Source organism: Geobacter hydrogenophilus (genome assembly GCF_018501225.1).
Classification (GTDB): domain Bacteria; phylum Desulfobacterota; class Desulfuromonadia; order Geobacterales; family Geobacteraceae; genus Geobacter; species Geobacter hydrogenophilus.
Map to the genome: position 1 here is coordinate 164,184 of NZ_JAHCZI010000002.1, position 18,485 is coordinate 182,668.

General features: G+C 60.1%; 15 protein-coding genes. 5 read left to right on the plus strand and 10 right to left on the minus strand.

Features of this window, described 5'->3' with window-relative positions; genetic code table 11:
* Window positions 1-255: 255 nt before the first annotated feature.
* The 6 genes from KI811_RS04305 to KI811_RS04330 form a co-directional block, all read right to left on the minus strand.
* Window positions 256-1,422 carry a M24 family metallopeptidase gene (locus tag KI811_RS04305; protein WP_214185264.1) on the minus strand — a complete coding sequence of 389 codons (1,167 nt, stop codon included), beginning with the start codon at window positions 1,420-1,422 and terminating at the stop codon, window positions 256-258.
* A 30-nt stretch (window positions 1,423-1,452) separates the two neighbouring features.
* Window positions 1,453-2,496, minus strand: a complete 1,044-nt coding sequence (locus KI811_RS04310; protein WP_214185265.1) for an acyl-CoA thioesterase — start codon at window positions 2,494-2,496, stop codon at window positions 1,453-1,455.
* A gap of 71 nt (window positions 2,497-2,567) precedes the next feature.
* Window positions 2,568-5,816: a fused isobutyryl-CoA mutase/GTPase IcmF gene (gene icmF / locus KI811_RS04315; protein ID WP_214185266.1), complete on the minus strand. Its 3,249-nt coding sequence runs from the start codon at window positions 5,814-5,816 to the stop codon at window positions 2,568-2,570.
* A gap of 13 nt (window positions 5,817-5,829) precedes the next feature.
* Complete coding sequence (locus tag KI811_RS04320; protein WP_214185267.1) at window positions 5,830-6,405, minus strand: DUF6125 family protein; 576 nt, start codon at window positions 6,403-6,405, stop codon at window positions 5,830-5,832.
* Between the two features lie 82 nt (window positions 6,406-6,487).
* On the minus strand, window positions 6,488-8,464 hold the full coding sequence (locus KI811_RS04325; protein ID WP_214185546.1) for a solute symporter family protein: 1,977 nt from the start codon (window positions 8,462-8,464) through the stop codon (window positions 6,488-6,490).
* 13 nt (window positions 8,465-8,477) lie between these two features.
* Window positions 8,478-8,783 carry a DUF485 domain-containing protein gene (locus KI811_RS04330; protein WP_214185268.1) on the minus strand — a complete coding sequence of 102 codons (306 nt, stop codon included), beginning with the start codon at window positions 8,781-8,783 and terminating at the stop codon, window positions 8,478-8,480.
* A 435-nt stretch (window positions 8,784-9,218) separates the two neighbouring features.
* Here KI811_RS04330 and KI811_RS04335 point away from each other — a divergent pair, with 435 nt between their 5' ends.
* From KI811_RS04335 to KI811_RS04350, 4 genes are all read left to right on the plus strand, one after another.
* Window positions 9,219-9,623, plus strand: coding sequence for a helix-turn-helix domain-containing protein (locus KI811_RS04335; RefSeq protein WP_214185269.1), 405 nt, complete (start codon window positions 9,219-9,221; stop codon window positions 9,621-9,623).
* 139 nt (window positions 9,624-9,762) lie between these two features.
* Complete coding sequence (locus KI811_RS04340; RefSeq protein ID WP_214185270.1) at window positions 9,763-10,230, plus strand: YaiI/YqxD family protein; 468 nt, start codon at window positions 9,763-9,765, stop codon at window positions 10,228-10,230.
* 17 nt (window positions 10,231-10,247) lie between these two features.
* The gene (locus KI811_RS04345) at window positions 10,248-10,793 is read left to right on the plus strand and encodes a YaeQ family protein (protein ID WP_214185271.1); all 546 of its coding nucleotides are present in this window, start codon (window positions 10,248-10,250) and stop codon (window positions 10,791-10,793) included.
* A 26-nt stretch (window positions 10,794-10,819) separates the two neighbouring features.
* Window positions 10,820-11,770 carry an aldo/keto reductase gene (locus tag KI811_RS04350; protein ID WP_214185272.1) on the plus strand — a complete coding sequence of 317 codons (951 nt, stop codon included), beginning with the start codon at window positions 10,820-10,822 and terminating at the stop codon, window positions 11,768-11,770.
* Window positions 11,771-11,870: 100 nt separating this feature from the next.
* Here the strand turns inward: KI811_RS04350 and KI811_RS04355 are convergent, their stop codons facing one another.
* The 3 genes from KI811_RS04355 to scpC form a co-directional block, all read right to left on the minus strand.
* Entirely contained in the window at window positions 11,871-14,843 is a 2,973-nt protein-coding gene (locus KI811_RS04355; protein ID WP_214185273.1) for an NAD-glutamate dehydrogenase domain-containing protein, read from the minus strand.
* Window positions 14,844-15,052: 209 nt separating this feature from the next.
* On the minus strand, window positions 15,053-15,274 hold the full coding sequence (locus tag KI811_RS04360) for a hypothetical protein (RefSeq protein ID WP_214185274.1): 222 nt from the start codon (window positions 15,272-15,274) through the stop codon (window positions 15,053-15,055).
* A gap of 48 nt (window positions 15,275-15,322) precedes the next feature.
* Entirely contained in the window at window positions 15,323-16,885 is a 1,563-nt protein-coding gene (scpC, locus tag KI811_RS04365) for a succinyl-CoA:acetate CoA-transferase ScpC (protein WP_214185275.1), read from the minus strand.
* Between the two features lie 236 nt (window positions 16,886-17,121).
* On the opposite strand from scpC, the gene KI811_RS04370 reads away from it, so the two are divergent.
* Window positions 17,122-17,721 carry a TetR/AcrR family transcriptional regulator gene (locus tag KI811_RS04370; protein ID WP_214185276.1) on the plus strand — a complete coding sequence of 200 codons (600 nt, stop codon included), beginning with the start codon at window positions 17,122-17,124 and terminating at the stop codon, window positions 17,719-17,721.
* A 13-nt stretch (window positions 17,722-17,734) separates the two neighbouring features.
* On the opposite strand, the gene KI811_RS04375 is transcribed toward KI811_RS04370, so the two are convergent.
* Complete coding sequence (locus tag KI811_RS04375; RefSeq protein ID WP_214185277.1) at window positions 17,735-18,478, minus strand: acyl-[acyl-carrier-protein] thioesterase; 744 nt, start codon at window positions 18,476-18,478, stop codon at window positions 17,735-17,737.
* Window positions 18,479-18,485: the final 7 nt, after the last annotated feature.

Here is an 18,485-nt window from a genome sequence, read left to right on the forward strand (position 1 = left end):
GTTGGAGGAAGGCTTCTACCATATCCACTTAACAGGAATCAAGATAAAATTTATAATGTATTGATTTGTAGTCACTTTATTCAGTGGGTCGACAATTGCTGCATTTTTGTGTCAATCATGTCACGTGTTTCTGTCTGCTGGTGACATTACTAAGACATTGAAGCCTTCTATTCGACCACATCATACCTTGAATGAGAGCAAAAAAGAGGGCAGCCCGTCGGCTGCCCAAGTGGAGAAAGAAGAACAGTGGCTTTGCTACAGAAACACGATGTCATCCGCAAGGGGAGTAAGCTTTTCGCCGCCTCCACGGGTAACGGCAAAAGTGTTCTCGATGCCGATGACTCCCTGGCCAGGGATGACGAACTTGGGCTCGATGGCGATGGTCTGGCCCGCCTGGAGGGGCATCTTGAACCCCTGCGCGAGGACCGGAAACTCGTCCAGCTCCAGGCCGACGCCGTGGCCGACGAATTTCGCGTTCTCACCCGGCGCGCCCATGTAATTCCCGCCGAGGCCGGCAGCTTCGGCCATCTCCAGAGACTTCGCGAACAGCTCCTCGCAGATGGCGCCAGGCTTGAGGTTGTCGACCAGATACCTCTGGATGGACAGGGCCGTGTCAAAGGCGTGCAGAAACTCGGGAGAGAGGGTGCCGATAGCGAAAATACGGGTCATGTCGACAATGTACCCCTGGAAGATGCCGGTGAAATCCATCAGGACCGGTGAATTTGGCTCAATCACCTCAAGGGAGGCCCCGTGGGGGGACGCAGGGGAAAGTCCGCGGCCCGTGACCGCTCCGTCGAAGAAGCCGGGCTGGTCAGCCGTAGCCGACACGGCGAGCCCCTGGAACAGTTCCTGGTTGAAGGCGCGCATCCGCACGTACCCCTCGCTTCCGGCTCTGCGGAGCCGGCATTCGAACTCCGCGGCAAGGTCGATTTCGCGCATTCCTGCCTTCAGGAACGAGGGGATCTGGGTGAATACCTCGCTCAACCGGGCGCCGCTCTCCCGCATCCGTTCCAGTTCCCATGTGGATTTGACCGAGCGGAGTTCGCGGTTGCTCCCCGAAATGTCCACAAACTCCCGGCCTGGCAGCATCTTTGCGTAGTAGTTGTACTGCTGCACCGGCACGATATCGAAGGTGATGCCGACTTTCCTGACGGAATCCGGGAAGAGGGCGGGAAATTCCTTGCTGGAGGGGAACGGCCGGGTATCCTCGATGAGGCTTTCCTTAACGGCACGGCTGTAGCTCTTGCGCACCAGGAGGAGCGGGTTGCCGTCGGCGGGCACCCAGAGGGTGGCATTCTGGCGGGTGCCGGTGAAGTAGTAGACATCGATGGGATAAATGATGAGCGCCCCGTCGATCCCCTTGGCGCGCAGTTCCGTCTGCAGACGGATGATCCGCTGTTCCGATTCCATTTTTGTCATCATCAGTAGGTATCTCCTTCAGAATAGCTGGTATCAGAGCATCCGGTAATGGCCGGTGATGGCCTGGTAGCTTCGGTATGCCTCCAGATACCGGGCATCTTCCCGGTAGGTTGCCGGATAGATGGGAGGCACGGGTCGGTGGTTCAGCTCCCGGTCCACGTTGACAAAGGTGAAGAGGCACGAGTTGGAGAGCGCACCTGCGGTGCGGTCTCGGCTGATCCGTTCGATGCTCGCTTCGACACAGGCAAAGCTCTCGTTGGTGAAGACCACCCGGCTGGTGAAGTGGAGCTTGTCCCCCAGCCGCACCGGGTGGAAGAAGTTGATCCGGTTCACCGCCGCGATGATGGAACGGTCCGGCGCCACCAGTTCTGAGCAGATGGCGGACAGCTCATAGGCTCGGCGGATCAGGTAGCCGCCGAAGATCCGTTGGGGGACGTACTCCTGCTCCGGGTACATCCGTTCCCAGGCGTCGGCCACCAGGCGGCTGGCTGGATGGCCGGTGAATCCGGGCTCTTCCTGTGCCCGGTGGAGCCGGTCGAGCATCTCGTATTCCTCCCGGCTGGGGGGCTCCAGCAGCGACGCCTGCTGCCGGCGGTAGTCATCCCGGCCGGCAATGGCCTTGGCGGCCCGCTGCTGCTCCAGTTCGTCGCGGTATTCAAGGGGGGGGAGGGGAATGCTCTCGCTGGCTCCCTCCCCGCCGCGGGCCACCATCGTGAAGTAGCAGGAGGCGATGTGCGTTGCCGGGTCGCCGGCATGCTCAACCCGGATCCCCACTTCCAGCGAGGAGCGACCCACATGGTTGATCCGCGCATGCATGACGATATCACGGTTCACGTCCACCACGTGGCGCACCAGGATATTGTCGATGGCAGCCGTCACGACACGGCCCTCGGGGTAAAAGCGTCGGACATATGCGATGGCCGTCTGCTCGGCGAGGATATCCAGCTCTTCCAGCAGGAGGCCGAAGCGGAAATTGCCGGGTATCTCCTCGTCGACCACCATGAAACGCCGGCGATGCTTCGGTTCGCTCCCCAGCGACAAGGTCCGGTAGAGTGAGGTTTCAGTTGGGGTAGTCATGGATGCCTCCAGGATTTAATGAGTTCATTGCTTTCCCAGTTTACCCCAGATTTTGTGCTTGTCCCACCAAATCACATGTTCCTGCGGTATTTTCCCCCCACCTCATAGAGCGCATGGCTGATCTGCCCCAAGGATGCCACCTTGGCGGTTTCCATCAATTCGGCAAAGATATTGCCGCCGGCAACTGCCGCCTCCTGCAACCGCTTGAGGGCCGCCGGGGCCTGGTCCTTGTACCGCTCCTGGAAAGCGCGCAAGTTGGCAATCTGCTGCTCCTTCTCCTCTTTGGTGGCCCGGGCCAGCTCGCCGGGCACCTGGTATCCCTCCTCGCAGGCGCGGGGATTGAGGAAACAGTTGACTCCGATGATGGGGAGTTCGCCGCTGTGCTTCTTGTGCTCGTACAGCATGGACTCGTCCTGGATCTTGCTGCGCTGGTACTGGGTCTCCATTGCCCCCAGGACCCCGCCACGCTGGTCAATCCGCTCGAATTCGCACATCACCGCCTCTTCCACCAGGTCGGTCAGTTCCTCGATGATGAACGACCCCTGGCAGGAGTTCTCGTTTTTCGCCAGGCCGAACTCCCGGGTGATGATCATCTGGATGGCCATGGCCCGGCGCACCGACTCCTCCGTGGGGGTGGTGACCGCCTCGTCGTAGGCGTTGGTGTGGAGGGAGTTGCAGTTGTCGTAGATAGCCATGAGGGCCTGGAGCGTCGTGCGGATGTCGTTGAAATCCATCTCCTGGGCGTGGAGGGAGCGGCCGGAGGTCTGGATGTGGTACTTGAGCTTCTGGCTCCGGTCGTTGGCGCCGTACTTCTCCCGCATGACCACCGCCCAGATGCGGCGCGCCACTCGGCCGATGACCGTGTATTCCGGGTCGAGGCCGTTGGAGAAGAAGTAGGAGAGGTTCGGGGCGAAGTCGTCGATGTGCATGCCGCGGGAGAGGTAGTACTCCACGTAGGTAAAGCCGTTGGAGAGGGTGAATGCCAGCTGGGAGATGGGGTTGGCGCCGGCCTCGGCGATGTGGTAGCCGCTGATGGAGACCGAATAGTAGTTCCTCACCTTCTGCTCGATGAAATACTGCTGGATGTCCCCCATCATCCGGAGGGCGAACTCGGTGGAGAAGATGCAGGTATTCTGCCCCTGGTCCTCCTTGAGGATGTCGGCCTGCACGGTGCCGCGCACGGTCTGGAGGGTGCAGCTCCTGATCTCGGCGTACTCGGCGTCGTTGGGCCCGCGGCCGTTCTTCTTCCGGAACTGCTCCGCCTGCTGCTCGATGGCGGCGTTGAAGAAGAAGGCGAGCATCATGGGTGCCGGGCCGTTGATGGTGATGGAAACGCTCGTATTGGGAGCGCAGAGGTCGAAGCCGGCGTAGAGCTTCTGCATGTCCTCCACGGTGCAGATGGAGACGCCGCTCTCACCTACCTTGCCGTAGATGTCTGGCGGGTAGTCCGGGTCCTCGCCGTAGAGGGTTACGCTGTCGAAGGCCGTGGAGAGGCGCTTGGCATCGTCGTCCTTGCAGAGGTAGTGGAAGCGGCGGTTGGTCCGCTCCGGCGAACCTTCCCCGGCAAACTGGCGCTTCGGGTCCTCCTCGGCCCGCTTGAAGGGGAAGACCCCGGCGGTGTAGGGGAAGAGCCCCGGCGCGTTCTCCAGCATGGACCAGCGGACGATCTCTCCCCAGTCGGCGAAGTCGGGGAGGCAGACCTTGGGGATGCGGGTGCCGGAGAGGGTGGTGGTGTAGAGGTCGCTGCGGATCTCCTTGTCCCGTACCCTGGTCACCAGCTGGTCCTGGCGGTAGGATTCTTTCAGACAGGGCCAGTCGGCGAGGACCCTTTTCGGCTCTTCGTGGAGTTTCGTCTCGTGGAGGGCGATCTGCCGGTCCAGTTCACCAGTGGCCGGTGATTCGCCCACTACCTCCTTCGCCCCCTGCAGCTGGAAGAGCCGCCGGGCAACGCTGGCCTGCTCCTGCACCCGTTTCCGGTAGCCGCGCACCGTCTGCACGATCTCTCCCAGATAGTGGATTCGGTCCGGTGGGATGATGTACTGCTTGAGGCTCTCCTTCTCCGTGATGACAAGGTTCGACTGGAGCCCCAGTTTCGCTTTGGCGTTAAGGGTGTCGATCAGCGCCCGGTAGAGGACGTTGGTTCCCGGGTCGTTGAACTGGGCAGCGATGGTGCCGAAGACCGGCAGCTCCTCGTCAGCCGCCTCGAACAGATTGCGGTTGCGGCGGTACTGCTTGCGCACGTTGCGCAGGGCATCCTCGGCCCCTTTGCGCTCAAACTTGTTGAGGGCGATCAGATCGGCGAAGTCCAGCATGTCGATCTTCTCCAGCTGGGTCGGAGCGCCGAACTCGCAGGTCATGACGTAGAGGGAGACATCGGCGATCTCCACAATCCGCGCATCACCCTGGCCGATGCCGCTGGTCTCCACGATGACGAGATCGAAGCCGGCGGCCTTTACCACGTCGATGGCGTCCTTGATGGCGGCGGAAAGCTCGGAGTGGGAATCCCGGGTGGCCAAGGAGCGCATGTAGACCTTGCTGGTGTTAATGGCGTTCATCCGGATCCGGTCCCCCAGAAGGGCCCCGCCGGTCCGCTGGCGGCTCGGGTCCACCGCCAGGATGGCCACGCTCTTGTCGGGAAAGTCCCTCAGGAAGCGGCGCACCAGTTCGTCGGTGAGGGAACTCTTGCCGGCGCCGCCGGTGCCGGTGACACCCACCACCGGCGCGGGCCGGGTCATGGCGCGGATCCTGTCCCGCAGGGGGCCGTAGCCGCTGGAGTGGTCGTGGACATCCTGCTCCGCCAGGGTGATGAGGGTGTTGACCGCCCGGATATCCTGGTGCTGCAACTTGGCGATCTCTTCGTCGATGTTTCGCTGGGGAGCGAAATCGCATTCCTTGAGCATGAAATTGATCATCCCCTGCAATCCCATGCGCCGGCCATCCTCGGGGGAGAAGATCTTGGAGATGCCGTAGGACTCCAGTTCCCGGATCTCGTCCGGGATGATGACCCCGCCGCCGCCGCCGAAGATCCGCACCTGCTCCGCCCCCCGTTCACGCAGTTGGTCCTTGATGTACTTGAAGAACTCCAGGTGTCCCCCCTGGTAGCAGGAGACCGCGATTCCCTGGGCATCCTCCTGGATGGCGGCGGTGACGATCTCGTCCACGGAGCGGTTGTGCCCCAGGTGAATCACCTCGGCGCCGGAAGCCTGGAGAATGCGGCGGATTATGTTGGTGGAGGCGTCGTGGCCGTCGAAAAGGCTCGTGGCGGTGACGAAGCGGACCTTATGGGTGGTTTTGTAGACTTCAGGGGACGCGGTATGCATGGGTTGACCTCCTTTATTTTTCTAACACGAACTCCCAGGCGCACCAGAAGGCATCCGGGTGCCCGTCGGGAGGGCAAGCGATGCAGGTTGTCCTGATGCGCGGGTCGACGGCCCGGGCGAATTCAGCGTACTCCACGAGCCCGACGCTTTTGCAGGGAAAGTCCGGCAGCCCTTTTCTTTTCCGGGCCGACTGGACCCGGCAGTCGAGCATCCTGAAAACAACCCGGTCTTCGCTCTGCTCGATGACGTCCTGGAGGTTGAGCCGGGCGTAGAGCCGGTGCTTCAGGCATTCCACCAGGGCCGGGATGCCGCCGCCGGGCTGCAGCCCGAGACGCTCTATGATCCGCTTCGCCTCGATGACCGTGAAGTACCGCCAGGCCTCTGTGTCTGCGTCGATGGCAACGTCGATGCCGTAGCGCTTCTCCACCGCCTGGAACCAGAGCCCGTCGTGGGCCAGCCAGTTCTTGGCGTCGTCCACGATGATCCGGATCAGCTCGTCCTTGCTCAGCCCCTGCAGAAGCTGTATTCCCTCGTCACCGACGCCGGCTGACGGCGCACTGTATCGTTTGAAGTCGTTCTCTGAGCTCACGGGGAAACCTCCTTACGTTTACGTACGATGCTCGCTGAGAGCCGGAAAAACCCCCGCGCCGGGAGCGCGGGGGAATGGAAACTTAGTGGTCCGAAGCCTTCGCGATGCCGAGGCCGGTAATCTGCCGCACTTCGATTTCGTCGAACATATCCTCGGCGCGCCGGTCCCGGAAGAGGAGCGTGAAGAGGATGGCCGCCAGCAGGCCCAGAGGGAGGGAGACAATGGCCGGATTCTTCAGGGGGAAGAGGGGAGCCTTGAGCCCCACCATGGAGACGCCGCCGTCGTTCTTCTTGAAATCGCCCCGGGCCTTTTCCAGCGCCTTCATGTCCTTCTCGGCGAGGACCGTCCCTTCGGCCTGCTTTTTCTCCAGGGTCTCGATCACCTTCTTGGCGTCATTGGCGATCTTCTGGGGATAGGTCATGTTGGGGGAGACCATGACGAGGCCGATGGCGCTCACCGTGCCGATCACCAGGGCGCCGACGATGCCGGCGGTATTGAACCGCTTCCAGAAGAGGGATAGCATGACCGCCGGGAAGTTGCCGGAGGCCGCAACCGCAAAGGCAAGGGCTACCAGGGCCACTACGTTTTCTTTCTCGGCGGCCAGTCCCATGAAAATGGCGATGATGCCGACGCAGAGGGAGGTGATTTTCGCTGTCCGCACCTGGGCCTTCTGGTCTGCCTTGCCCCCCTTGATGATGTTCACGTAGATGTCATGGGCGATGGCGGCCGAGGCGGCAAGCACGAGGCCCGACACGACGGCAAGGATCGTGGCGAATGCCACGGCGCAGATGAAGGCAAGGAACATATCGCCTCCGAGGGAGCCGGCTCCGCCACCCAGCTTCTGGGCCAGGAGGAGGGTCGCCATGTTCCCCCCCTTGTCCACGGAGCTGATGAGCTGCGGGGTCAGGTAGAGTGCTGCGCCGAAACCGATGAGGTTGATGAGGAAGAAGAAGGTTGAGTTGATGAAGAGGGCTACGACGATGGACTTGCGGGCCTCCTTGGCGTTGGGGACTGTGAAGAAACGCATGAGGATGTGGGGAAGGCCGGCGGCTCCCAGGGCCCAGGCAATGCCGAGGGATATCTGGTCAAGGGGGTTCTTCAGGAAGAGGCCCGGCTCAAGGAACCGCTGGCCGTAATCGAAACCAGCCTTGGGGATGGCGTCCTTCAATACGTTCATCCTCACGTGGTCCTGGATCATCTGGCTCCCCACGATGTCGGAGAAGAACGAGATGGGGTTCATGCCGGCCTTTACCATGACCAGCACCGCAAGGAGCACCGTGCCGGTCATCAGGAGTCCCGCCTTGATGATCTGCACCCACGTGGTGGCCTTCATGCCACCGAAAACCACGTACCCTACCATCAGCACGCCGACGCCGATGACCGACACCCGGTAGGGAATGTCGAGGAGTACCTGCATCAGCTTGCCGGCCCCGACCATCTGGGCGATGAGGTAAAAGAGGGAAACCGTAACCGTGGAGATGGCGGCAACGCCCCGTACCGTTTTGGGCGCCGCCCGGAAGGAGAGGATGTCTCCCAGCGTGAACTTGCCCGCGTTGCGGCACGGCTCCGCCACCACGAGGAGAATCGCGATGAATGAGAACATGGGGCCCACCGCGTACATGAAACCGTCGATCCCGTAGAGGGAGATGAGTCCCGACATCCCGAGGAAGGAGGCGGCCGACATGTAGTCACCGGCGATGGCCCAACCGTTCTGGAAGCCGGTGATCCCGCCCCCCGCGGCGTAGAAATCGGCGGCTGAGGTGGTCTGCTTGGCAGCCCAGACGACCACGCAAAGGGTTACGGCGATGATTGCCATGAACATGGTGATGGTGATGGCACGGTTTGGCTTTACCTTTACCGGTGCGCCAGGAGATGCTGCCTGGGCCGGCTGAACCGCTTTGGCAGCAGACGGTTGCGACGCTGCCGAGGGGCCGGTCTGCTGCGCGGTTGGTGTTGAGGTGGCCTGCGATGACGGGACGGGAGATTTGACTGGCTCGGCGGCCATGGCGGCCGTGGTCAGCGACAACAAAAGAAACAGTGCGGAAAGAGATTTAACCAGCATACAAACCCCCTTACTGGATTTCCCTGACGAGTTCATCGGTCAGGCGGTCGAATTGGTTATTGGCTACCCGTGTGTAAATGAATGCCACGAAAAAAGCCGCAACGAATTGGGAAAGAATGAAGAGATAGCCGAAATTCACCACGCCGATGATCTTCATCTTGAACAGCTCGGGGAAATACCCCGACAGGACCGGCAGCATGAAATAGAATGCCGATGACGCTGCCCACCAGCCGAACAGAAACACCCGTTTTTTCCTTTTCAGCTCCAGATACTTCGGATTGCGTGCAATGTTGCCCCAGTCATAGGTTGTTGCCATGTCGCATGCCTCCTTTTTTTGTTCGTTCAGTGTCGCCGACGTTCACGGCAAGGGTGCCGTGGTATGGTTAAATCCAGAACATGGTTTGTCGATATCGTGTGGCAAATTTCACACTACAAATATCCGGGGTATGGCCTGGGCTGAATATGCACTGAACAAATCATAAAACTTACGTTGACGTTTTATGTCTGATGGTCGGTGCCCTCGTAACATGCGGTTATGGCGACCGATTGCTTATGATGTCTTACGTCTGGGAATAAATTACATCTACTTTACGTGCATGTCAACACTATTTAAAACGGCTTTATAAAAATTTGAACAAATGCAACTAGGGTGTATTTGCACGGTTCCTCACTCTTTAGACGTTCTGGGAGATTGACAGGCAGGGGTAATTGGCGTATTGAATGATAAAAATTCACGTAAAGGGGAGAATCTATGGCTCCCGAACAAGAAGCCGAACAGTTGATTACCATTGGCGAAGTGGCAAGAATGCTGGATGTGACCACCAGGACTCTCAGGTACTGGGAGGAGATGGGGGTGATCGAGGCCTCACACCGCTCTGAGGGAGGAAACCGTCTCTATACGCCGTACATGGTTCGACGGATGAGGTTTATCATTAAACTTAAGGAGCTGGGCCTGACGATCAAGGAGATGCAGGACCTGGGCGCGGCATACGGTGATGCAAAGAAGACCGAAAACATGATCCCCCGCCTAGTCGAAATACTAGATAGCCATATTAATAAGGTCGATGAAAAGATGGCGAATCTTGCTTCCCTTCGTAAGGATATTGTCGATTATCGCCATCGCATGATCGAGAAATTCAATTTCAGCAAAAAATGACCCTCTGCTGTACTGTCTTTAAAGCTCCCATGTAAATCCAGTGAACCGAGGGAAATAATATCCCTCGCCAGGTACTGCTCGACGTCCAATCGTTTCATCAAGATGAATTGACTGGTTCCCGTGTCGGCTCGAGGCTTTTATGAAGATATGGATTGATGCGGATGCCTGCCCAAGGGTAATCAAGGAGATTATTTTCAGAGCATCGGACAGGCTCAGGATTCCGGTCTGCCTGGTTGCCAACAAAACCCTCGCCAAGCACGAGACACACTTGGTCGAATCCATTGTGGTGGGAGAGGGATTCGACGTGGCAGACGACTACATAGCAGATCACGCCGCTCCGCAAGACCTGGTGATCACTGCGGACATACCCCTTGCAGCCCGAATCGTCGCCAAGGGTGGGGTTGCATTGGATCCTCGGGGGGAGCTCTACACCGAGGAAAACGTCGGAGAGCGGCTCTCCATGCGCGACCTGATGATGGAGCTCCGGGCGGGAGGGCTTGTGCAAGGCGGTCCTTCCCAGTTCGGATTGACCGACCGGCAACGGTTTGCCTCATCTTTGGATCGTCAGCTTACCCGGATGATCAGAGAACATCGATCTGCTCCATAGAAAGGCATCTATTCACAATGGCATTGCCATCGACAATATACAAAGCGTCCATTCAGCTTTCGGATATCGACCGCGGAGTCTATGAAACACTGCAGGCGACGGTTGCAAAACATCCGTCAGAGACCGACGAACGGCTTGTGGCGAGATTGCTGGCATGGGCCATTTTCTACGAGTCGGAGCTTGCCTTCACGAAGGGACTCTGCGTGGCTGACGAGCCGGATATCTGGGTGAAAGGGCCCGATGGGAGGGTCCGGTTCTGGGTCGAGGTGGGGTTGCCGGAATCGGATCGCATCATCAAGGCTAGCCGCCACGCGGTACGGGTCGCTCTGCTTGCATGCGGCAGGGCGCTTGCCAACTGGGACCAGCAGCACCTTCCCCGGTTGGCGGGGATTCCCAATCTCACGGTTGTCAGCCTGGATCAGGCATTCATCAATACACTGGCAGCGCGGCTGGAACGCTCGATCACCTGGTCAGTGACCATCACCGAAGGAACGGTGTATCTGGAAGTCGACGGCGTTACCCACGAAACCGGCATCCGGATCAAAACAGGGGCCTTGCTGTAGGGTAAGCGTTCTGAAGTGAGGATTTCATGAATCACGTAATGCTCGGTACCACCACTATCTCGATCTTCCCGCTCGTGTTCGGCACGCTTCCCCTGGGTCCTCTCCAGGCTGGGCTCTCCCCGTCCGAAGGGGGCCGCCTCATCCGCCATGCCCTGGAACACGGGGTTACCATGATCGACACCGCGACGCTCTACGATACCTATCCCCATGTGCGGGAAGGAATCGCCGGCTGGCAGGGGGACGTGACCATTGTCACCAAGACCCACGCCAACGACGGCCCAACGGCCCGCGCCCATGTGGAGAAGGGGTTGCGAGAGTTGGGGCGGGAGCGGCTTGATATCGTCCACCTCCATGGCGCCCGGGTGGCCGATCCGTTCACCGACCGAGCCGACGTGCTGGCGGAACTGCTGCGGATGAAGGAGGAGGGGAAGATCGGCCATGTGGGGCTTTCCTCCCACTACATCTGTGCCATCCTGAAGGCGGCTGACCATCCGGAGATCGAGGTGGTCCATCCTCTCATCAACCGGACCGGCATGGGAATCCTCGACGGCAGCGCGGCGGAGATGGCGGAGGCTATTGCCGCCTGTGCCAGGGCGGGGAAGGGTATCTATGCCATGAAGGCCCTGGCGGGAGGGAACCTGATCGCCGAGGCCCGCGCGAGCCTTGCGTACGTGCGGGGGCTCGAAGGGGTCCACGGCGTGGCGATCGGGATGCTCTCAGAGGCGGAGGTGGAGGCGAATATCGCCCTCTTCTCCGGCAATGCTCCCGAGGACGAGGTGTGGCGGCAGCTCGAAAGCCGCCGCCGGAAACTGCGGATCATGGAGAACTTCTGCAAGGGGTGCGGCGGTTGTGTCGATGCCTGCGCCAGCGGAGCACTCACGGTCGTCAACGGCAAAGCGGTCCTCGACGAAGCCGCCTGTATCCTCTGCGGTTACTGCGCCGCTTCCTGTCCCGAATTCATTATCCGGGTGGTCTGACGGAAGGGCTTTCGGTTCCGGATTCTTATGCAAAGATAAAAGGGGGGATGGGGTAAAGACCGCGTCCCCCCTTCTCGTGTTCAGTGGTGGCTTTCCGTGGCTACGTAGCCGGGAAATTCCGCGTCAGATGGAGCCGGATCAAATCCTCGAATTCCGCCTCCCGGTCCCCCTTGTAGACCATTGACGAGCCGATCTCGGCCGCCAGAATGGCCGAGAGGTACTTTGGGGGCAGCTGGGCGAGGCGGCGACGGAAGCGGGGCTCATCGGCGATGATCTTCGGCAGGTGGGCCAACACCGCCCGGCGGAAGATGGGTTGGAGGGAGAGGCCGGGACGCCCCTGAAAGAACTTAAAGAGACGTGCGTAGTTGGCGTTGATCTCGGTGCTGAGGGAATCGGAAATCTCGGTGCAGAGAAGTCCCGGCTGTTCGCGGCGGCGTCTGAGGATGAGCCGCGCCTCGTCGCCGGCGCGCTTTTCAAGGATCTCCAGAACATCATCCACATAGCGCTCCTTGTGCTCCAGAAACTCCTTCTCCGACAGCAGCAGGTTGGCGATGATCTCGTAGGAGGAGGAGATGACGCCGCACTTGTTGGCCGAGGCGTCGCGCATGATGATGATCCCCTTCTTCTGGAGCTCGATCCTGGCCGCCGGTGTTATGAATGAGTTGGCCCCCTCCACGATGGCCCGGGCCGTCGGCGTGCCGTCGGCGAGAAAAAAGCGTTCCCAGTTGTCCTTGTCGATGGTCTCGGGACGGCCGCCGGCCGGAATGAAAAGGTCGGCCGGGACCGTGAAGACCAGCTCCCCGTACTCCTTGGAGAACTCATCCAGGGATATCCACTCCTCAACAAGCCCCTTCCCGGTTTTTTCCACTCGGCGGAAAAGCTCCCGTACCCCCTCGCGGCGGCTTCCTGTCCGGAAGATCATGAATCCGCCGGTGTGAAGCATTGACGGGGCGAATGCGTCCAAATCCTGTTTCAAGAGGATGCGGCCCAGTTCGCCATGGTCGGCGCCGGCGGGGTCGCAGACGGCTGCGGTGCCGTCGAGGATCAACGCGATTTTTACCTTCGGGCAGCGTTCCAGCATAATCCGCATGGCGTTGCCGGCCACGTCGCCGTTGGGGCCGCCGGTGAGCTTCAGGGTGAACGGGTCCTTGCAGATGTCGATCCCCAACTCCTTCATGGTAATTTCGGCAAACTTCACCACTCCCGTGGAAGTTACCCCGTACTCCTTGTGGTTGATTCCCACCTTTTTGCTCGACATGATGCCGATGCCGAGCATGTAGCCCCTCCGCTTCGACATGGTGGCGATCGTCTCGATCATGTTGTCGTGCATGTTCTCGTCGGGTCCCAGTTCGATCGGTTCGTCCTCCCGATAGTAGTCCACCACGGCCGGATGTTTCGCAACACCGTTTTCTGTGGTGAAGATGTCGAGGAAGGCGCCGGTGATGCCGTACTGGAGCTTGTAGAGCCGCCAGGTCTCCAGTTGCCGTTCCTTCGCCTTCAGGTCCGAAGCGTCGAGGGCCACCACCAGCTTCGATCCCCCCTCGTAGATGTCCTTGTTCTTCAGGTGCTGGGTGTGGGCCAGGACAAAGTTCTCGCGGAAGAGGGTGTTGGCGTTGGTGATCAGGTCGTCGGCGGTGCGGCAGATGACGGTGCGCCACCCCCCCCGGGCGATGTCGGAGAAGCCGATGTGGTAGCCGAAGCCGTAGCGGCTGTAGAAGAACGTGATCCGGAACGGCATGACCGGCGGCAGGTCGGCGGTGAAGTCGGTACCAAGTTCGGCAAGGTAGGCCGGGTCGAGCCGGAAGGCCAGGGCCTGCTTTTCCCGCACGAAGAAGTTCGTCTTCAGGGTGTGGGTTATGAAGGCAAGGCAGCAACGGAAGATGGTCCGCCGCACCTCGTCCAGGTGACGGTGCCCGGTATTGTACGTCAGCACTTCCTTTTGTGTCTCGGCAAGGATCGTCTCATGGGCCGCGGTCCGGTCATCCACGGCAGGGTCGAAGCGGGCGCGGAAGAGTCTGGCCAGTTGGAGCGCGATCTCCGGGTGGGCGAGGAATGCGTCGCGCACATCGTCGGGGCCGAAACGATCGGGCTGGTTGTGGGCGAGGTTCGAGTGGCAGAAGGCGGTGAAGGCATTGGTGAGGGTGGCGTCCTCGCCGCTCATGAGGCCGGTGGTGACGAGTTCGCGGTAGGCGAGGGATTGGGTCGCCAGAAGCTGGGTGTTGGAGAGTTCAGCTTTAAGCCGGCTAAAGGCCTCCGATCCCCTGGCGAGCACGCCGCCGTCGCGGCGCCGCACGTAGAACGTGCCGAGGAAGTAGGGGTGTACTCCGTTGCTGATGGTGAGGCAGTAGGCGCGGTTCACGCCAAGTTCGAGACGGTTGAAGACCTCCATCACTTGGAGGAGAAAGTCCTGCTGGGGAGGGTTGCCCACCGCGAAGAAGACCCGCGATTCGTGGCCTGCGCCGCTCTCCTCCATCTCTTCCACGTCAAGGTAGAGGCCGCCGCGACGGTTCCCTTCCTGGTAGAGACGAAGCACCTGGGCTACCCTTCGTGGCGGGGAGATTCGCACGTAGTTCTCGTTGTTGAGCCAAAAGATCCGGAGCAACCGGTCGAAATCCGCCATGTCGAAGTCGGGGTAGTACTTGCGCAACGCCGCAGCCACCGTGCGCCTGATACCGATCGGTGCCCCCACGTCCTTGCCGGCGAGGATCTCCTCGTTGCTCCTGCGGTCGAACTCGAAGCGCTGTATCTCCAGGTTCTGGTCTAGACCCGGGATCGGATCGTCCGAGTGGGCGATCATGGCGTAGGATATCTCCCTCTCATGGATGCGGCGAAGGGTATCGTAGAGGGTGCCGGGCTGGTTGACGATCGCCAGAATAAGGGCTTTATCCCGGTCGGCCAGGATAAGCCGCCGGTTGTGCCGCAGCGTCCCGAGTTCCCGGGTCAATAGTCCCAGGGCCTCCGGTTCGTCCTTCATGGCAATGAAGAAGTAGGGGTTCAGTTGTTCCCGAAGCCAGAAGCGGTTTTCTGCACGCTCTGCGCTCTGGGATTTTGAGGCTGCCGATGCCGCGGTCATGGTTTCGAACTCCTTCCGTTGTTCGTCGGTAGCGCCCGCAGTGAGCACGGTTGCATGGTATCAGTATATATGTTTCATGGGAAGGGGCGATCCGCGGGACAGCTCCACGGGACGGGAGCGAAATTCCAGGAAGGATGAAGGGACGGTAAAAATGAAAAGGCCGCAAAAATGCGACCTTTTCTCTTGTTACGCAGGATGTCGGCCGAATCTCAGATGGCCGAGTTGTGTTCATTTACCTCATAGGGGTCGTATGGCGCCTTATCATTGGCGACATGGGACGCTGCCGTCTGGTGCATCAGTTGATGCAGGGCGGCAATGGCCTGGGATATGTTCTGTCCCACCGTTGCGTCGTGATTGAGCGCATAGGCCTTTTCCATGGCCTGCAGCGCCGTTCCGAGGTAGTACCTCGGCAGTTGGTCGGAATCGCGCATGTTCTTGCCTCCCTTTCCGTTTCGGCATCCCTGTGGGCCGATACAGGTTCAGATATCCCAGTTTGCGATCTTCATGGTGCCATTTTTGGCCAGGTTCACCTGCATCTTGAAAACCCGGTCAAGGAGTTGGGGCTCGTGGCCGGCCTTGCGGGCCATGCACTCTTTCGTCGCGATTTCGAGGTATTCCCGAAGCAGCGGCTTGTAGTCCGGGTGGGCGCACTTGTCGATGATGAGCTTGGCGCGGCTCTTCGGATCGAGTCCCCGCAGATCGGCAAGCCCCTGCTCCGTGACCAGCACGTCGAGGTCGTGCTCGGTGTGGTCAACGTGCGGCACGTGCGGCACGACGCAGGTGATGCCGGTCGGGTCGGTCTTGCTGGGGCGGGCCGACGGCGTGTGCATGATGGAGAGATAGGCGTTGCGCAGGAAGTCGCCGGAGCCGCCGATGCCGTTGATCATCCGGGTTCCCCCCACGAGGGTGGAGTTGGCGTGGGCGTAGATGTCGAACTCCACGGGGGTGTTCATGGCGATGCACCCAAGGCGCCGGATCGGCTCGGGGTGGTTGGCGATGGAGAGGGGACGCATGATGACCTTGTTGCTGTATTTCTCCCAGTTGCCGTAGAAGCGCTTGAAACCATCGACGGAGAAGGAGAGGGAGACCGTGGAGGCGAAATCCAGTTTCCCCGAGTCGAAAAGGTCGAGCATGGTGTCCTGCAGTACCTCGGTCCAGACCTTGAGGCCCGAGAACGGCCCTTTTGCCAGGCCGCCGATGACAGCGTTGGCGATGGAGCCGACGCCGGACTGAAGTGGCAGCAGGTTCTTCGGCAGGCGGCCTTCCTTTACCTCGAACTGGAAGAAGTCGAGGATGTTGTTGGCGATGGCCTCGGAGGTGTTGTCCTGCTCGCTGAAGGCACGGCCGTTATCGGGGTACTGCGATTCCACGATGGCGACGATCTTGTCGGTGTCGATCCGGACGTAGGGGGAGCCGGCACGGTCGTCAACCCGGCTGAGGAGGTAGGGGAGCCGGTTGGGCGGGTTGACCGGGTCGATGATGTCGTGGAGCCCTTCGTAGTTCGGGATGGAGGTGTTGATCTCGATGATGATCCGGTCGGCAATCTGCACGATCTCCGGCACGGCGCCGCAGGAGGCGGTCAGTACGAGGCCGCCGTCCTCGGTGATGGCGGAGCATTCGATGATGCCGATGTCGAGGCGGCCGCCGTTGTCCTTGGTGTAGAAGCCGTACCCCAGGTCTTGGGCGAACATGGAGAGGTGCTTGTCCCCCATGCGGATGCGCCCTTCGTTGATGCCGGCCTGGATGTTCTTGCCGGTCTGGTAGGGCCAGCGGCGGTCGATCATGTCAAGGGATGCCCAACGGTCTTCGGTCTCGACGCCGACGGAGGCGCCGATGAAGAGGTTGAACCGCATCTTCCCCTGGAGCTGGTTCTTCTCCACGTAATCCGCAAGGGCGATGGGTATTGCTTTCGGGTAGCCGGCAGGGGTGAAGCCTGACCAGCCGAGATTCATCCCGTGTTTGAACAGGGGAATGACCTCTTCGACCTTCCTGATTCTGTCGTGCAGACTCTTTCTTCTTATCCTGTTGAGCAATTCAGACATCTACTTACATCCTCCTTCTCCTGGATATTGGTGCCTGGCGTATCAGTGTGAGTGCTTTTGCCGGCCCTGAAATCGATAGTAGAAAATTGCAAATCGAACGTTCGTTTGAAGTCATCATAACAGACACGACGATTACGGCGCAATAATTTATGCAGATGCAGTGTCAATAAAATTGGCTTTAGAAAGGGACTTTGCTACTCTTTGCGGCACTCACATCAACACGGGTAGGGAGTGAAATGACAAGACCGGACTGCCGCAGCAAATTGATGGAAGTGGGGACACAGCTCTTTGCCGAACGGGGATTGAACGGCGTCAGCATTAGGGAGCTGTCCCACGAGGCCGGGGCCAGCATCTCCATGGTTTCCTACTATTTCGGCGGGAAGGAAGGGCTGTATTCGGCGGTGCTGCAGGAGCAGTTTGCCTGTTTCGACCAGATCGGGGAAATCATGGAGCAGCATGCAGGCCCCGTGGACAAGATCGAGGCCTACATCCGCTGGACCATCCAGCGGCACCGGAACAACCCCCATCTGCTCCGGTTCTACACCAGCGAACTCACCAACCCAACCACCTACTTCCCCCGGATCGTTGCGCCGGCAATCGGCAAGGTCATACGGATTCTCGTGAAGGTTGTCGAGGAAGGGATTCGCGAGAGGGTGTTCAGGCAGGATGCCCACGCCGTCAATGCGGTGCTGGCCCTTGCGGGCATGGTCAACTACTATTTCCTCAGCACTCTTGCCACTGAAGATCTGATCAGCCATTCACCCGACCAAGACGAGCAGCTCATTCATCAGTACCGGGAGATTTTCACCCGCGGCATTTTGGCTTCCGCACCGTAGGGGCTGCAGAGAATCACCGCCAGCGGGTTCTGAGCCGGGTCAGTTCGCGGCCGTCGGCCGAGGCTATCCGGTGGATGACGAGAATCCCGTTGTCGTCTTCGGTGCAGGCGCAGGATACGGTTACTTCTTCTCCTGCCAGTGCTTCGGCCCGGTATCCGATCTCAAGGGAAACCAGCTTGCGGCGCGCCGCTACTTCGTCGGGTACGGCGTCGAGGGCCCAGCCGGCGTAGACCATGTGGTTAACGTGGTGGTTCAGGTCCAGGTCCGAACGCCGCACCCTGAAGCGTTCCTCGGCCTGACTTTCTTCGAGCGCAGGGAGCGATGCGAAGTCGTCGTCGATAGCACGCCGTGGCGTGAGAGGGTAGGGGGGATGACGGTCGACCCGCACCGGCCGCCGGGTCTTGAAGTCGATGACCGCCCACGACGTGGTGGCGCGGGCCATGACACCCCCCGTCCGGTCCAGCAGTTCGAACTCGCGGCAGGTGAAGCGACCTTCCCTCAGCGAGGGCCAGGTTCGCACCGTCATCTCGTTTCGTACCCTTGGATAACGTTCGATGCTGAGATGGACCCGGGACAAAACCCAGGTGAGTCCTTCGGCCATAAGTGACCTGACCGATCCCCCCAGGAGCGTCATGTGCTCCGATGCCGCTTCCTGCAGGTAGCCGAGAAGCGTCACGGGGCTTACGAAGCCGTGGGGGTCCACATCGAAGGAGCGGATGGTGAAGGAGGTTTCGAAGATTGAGTTTTCCGTTTTCATAGTGCTC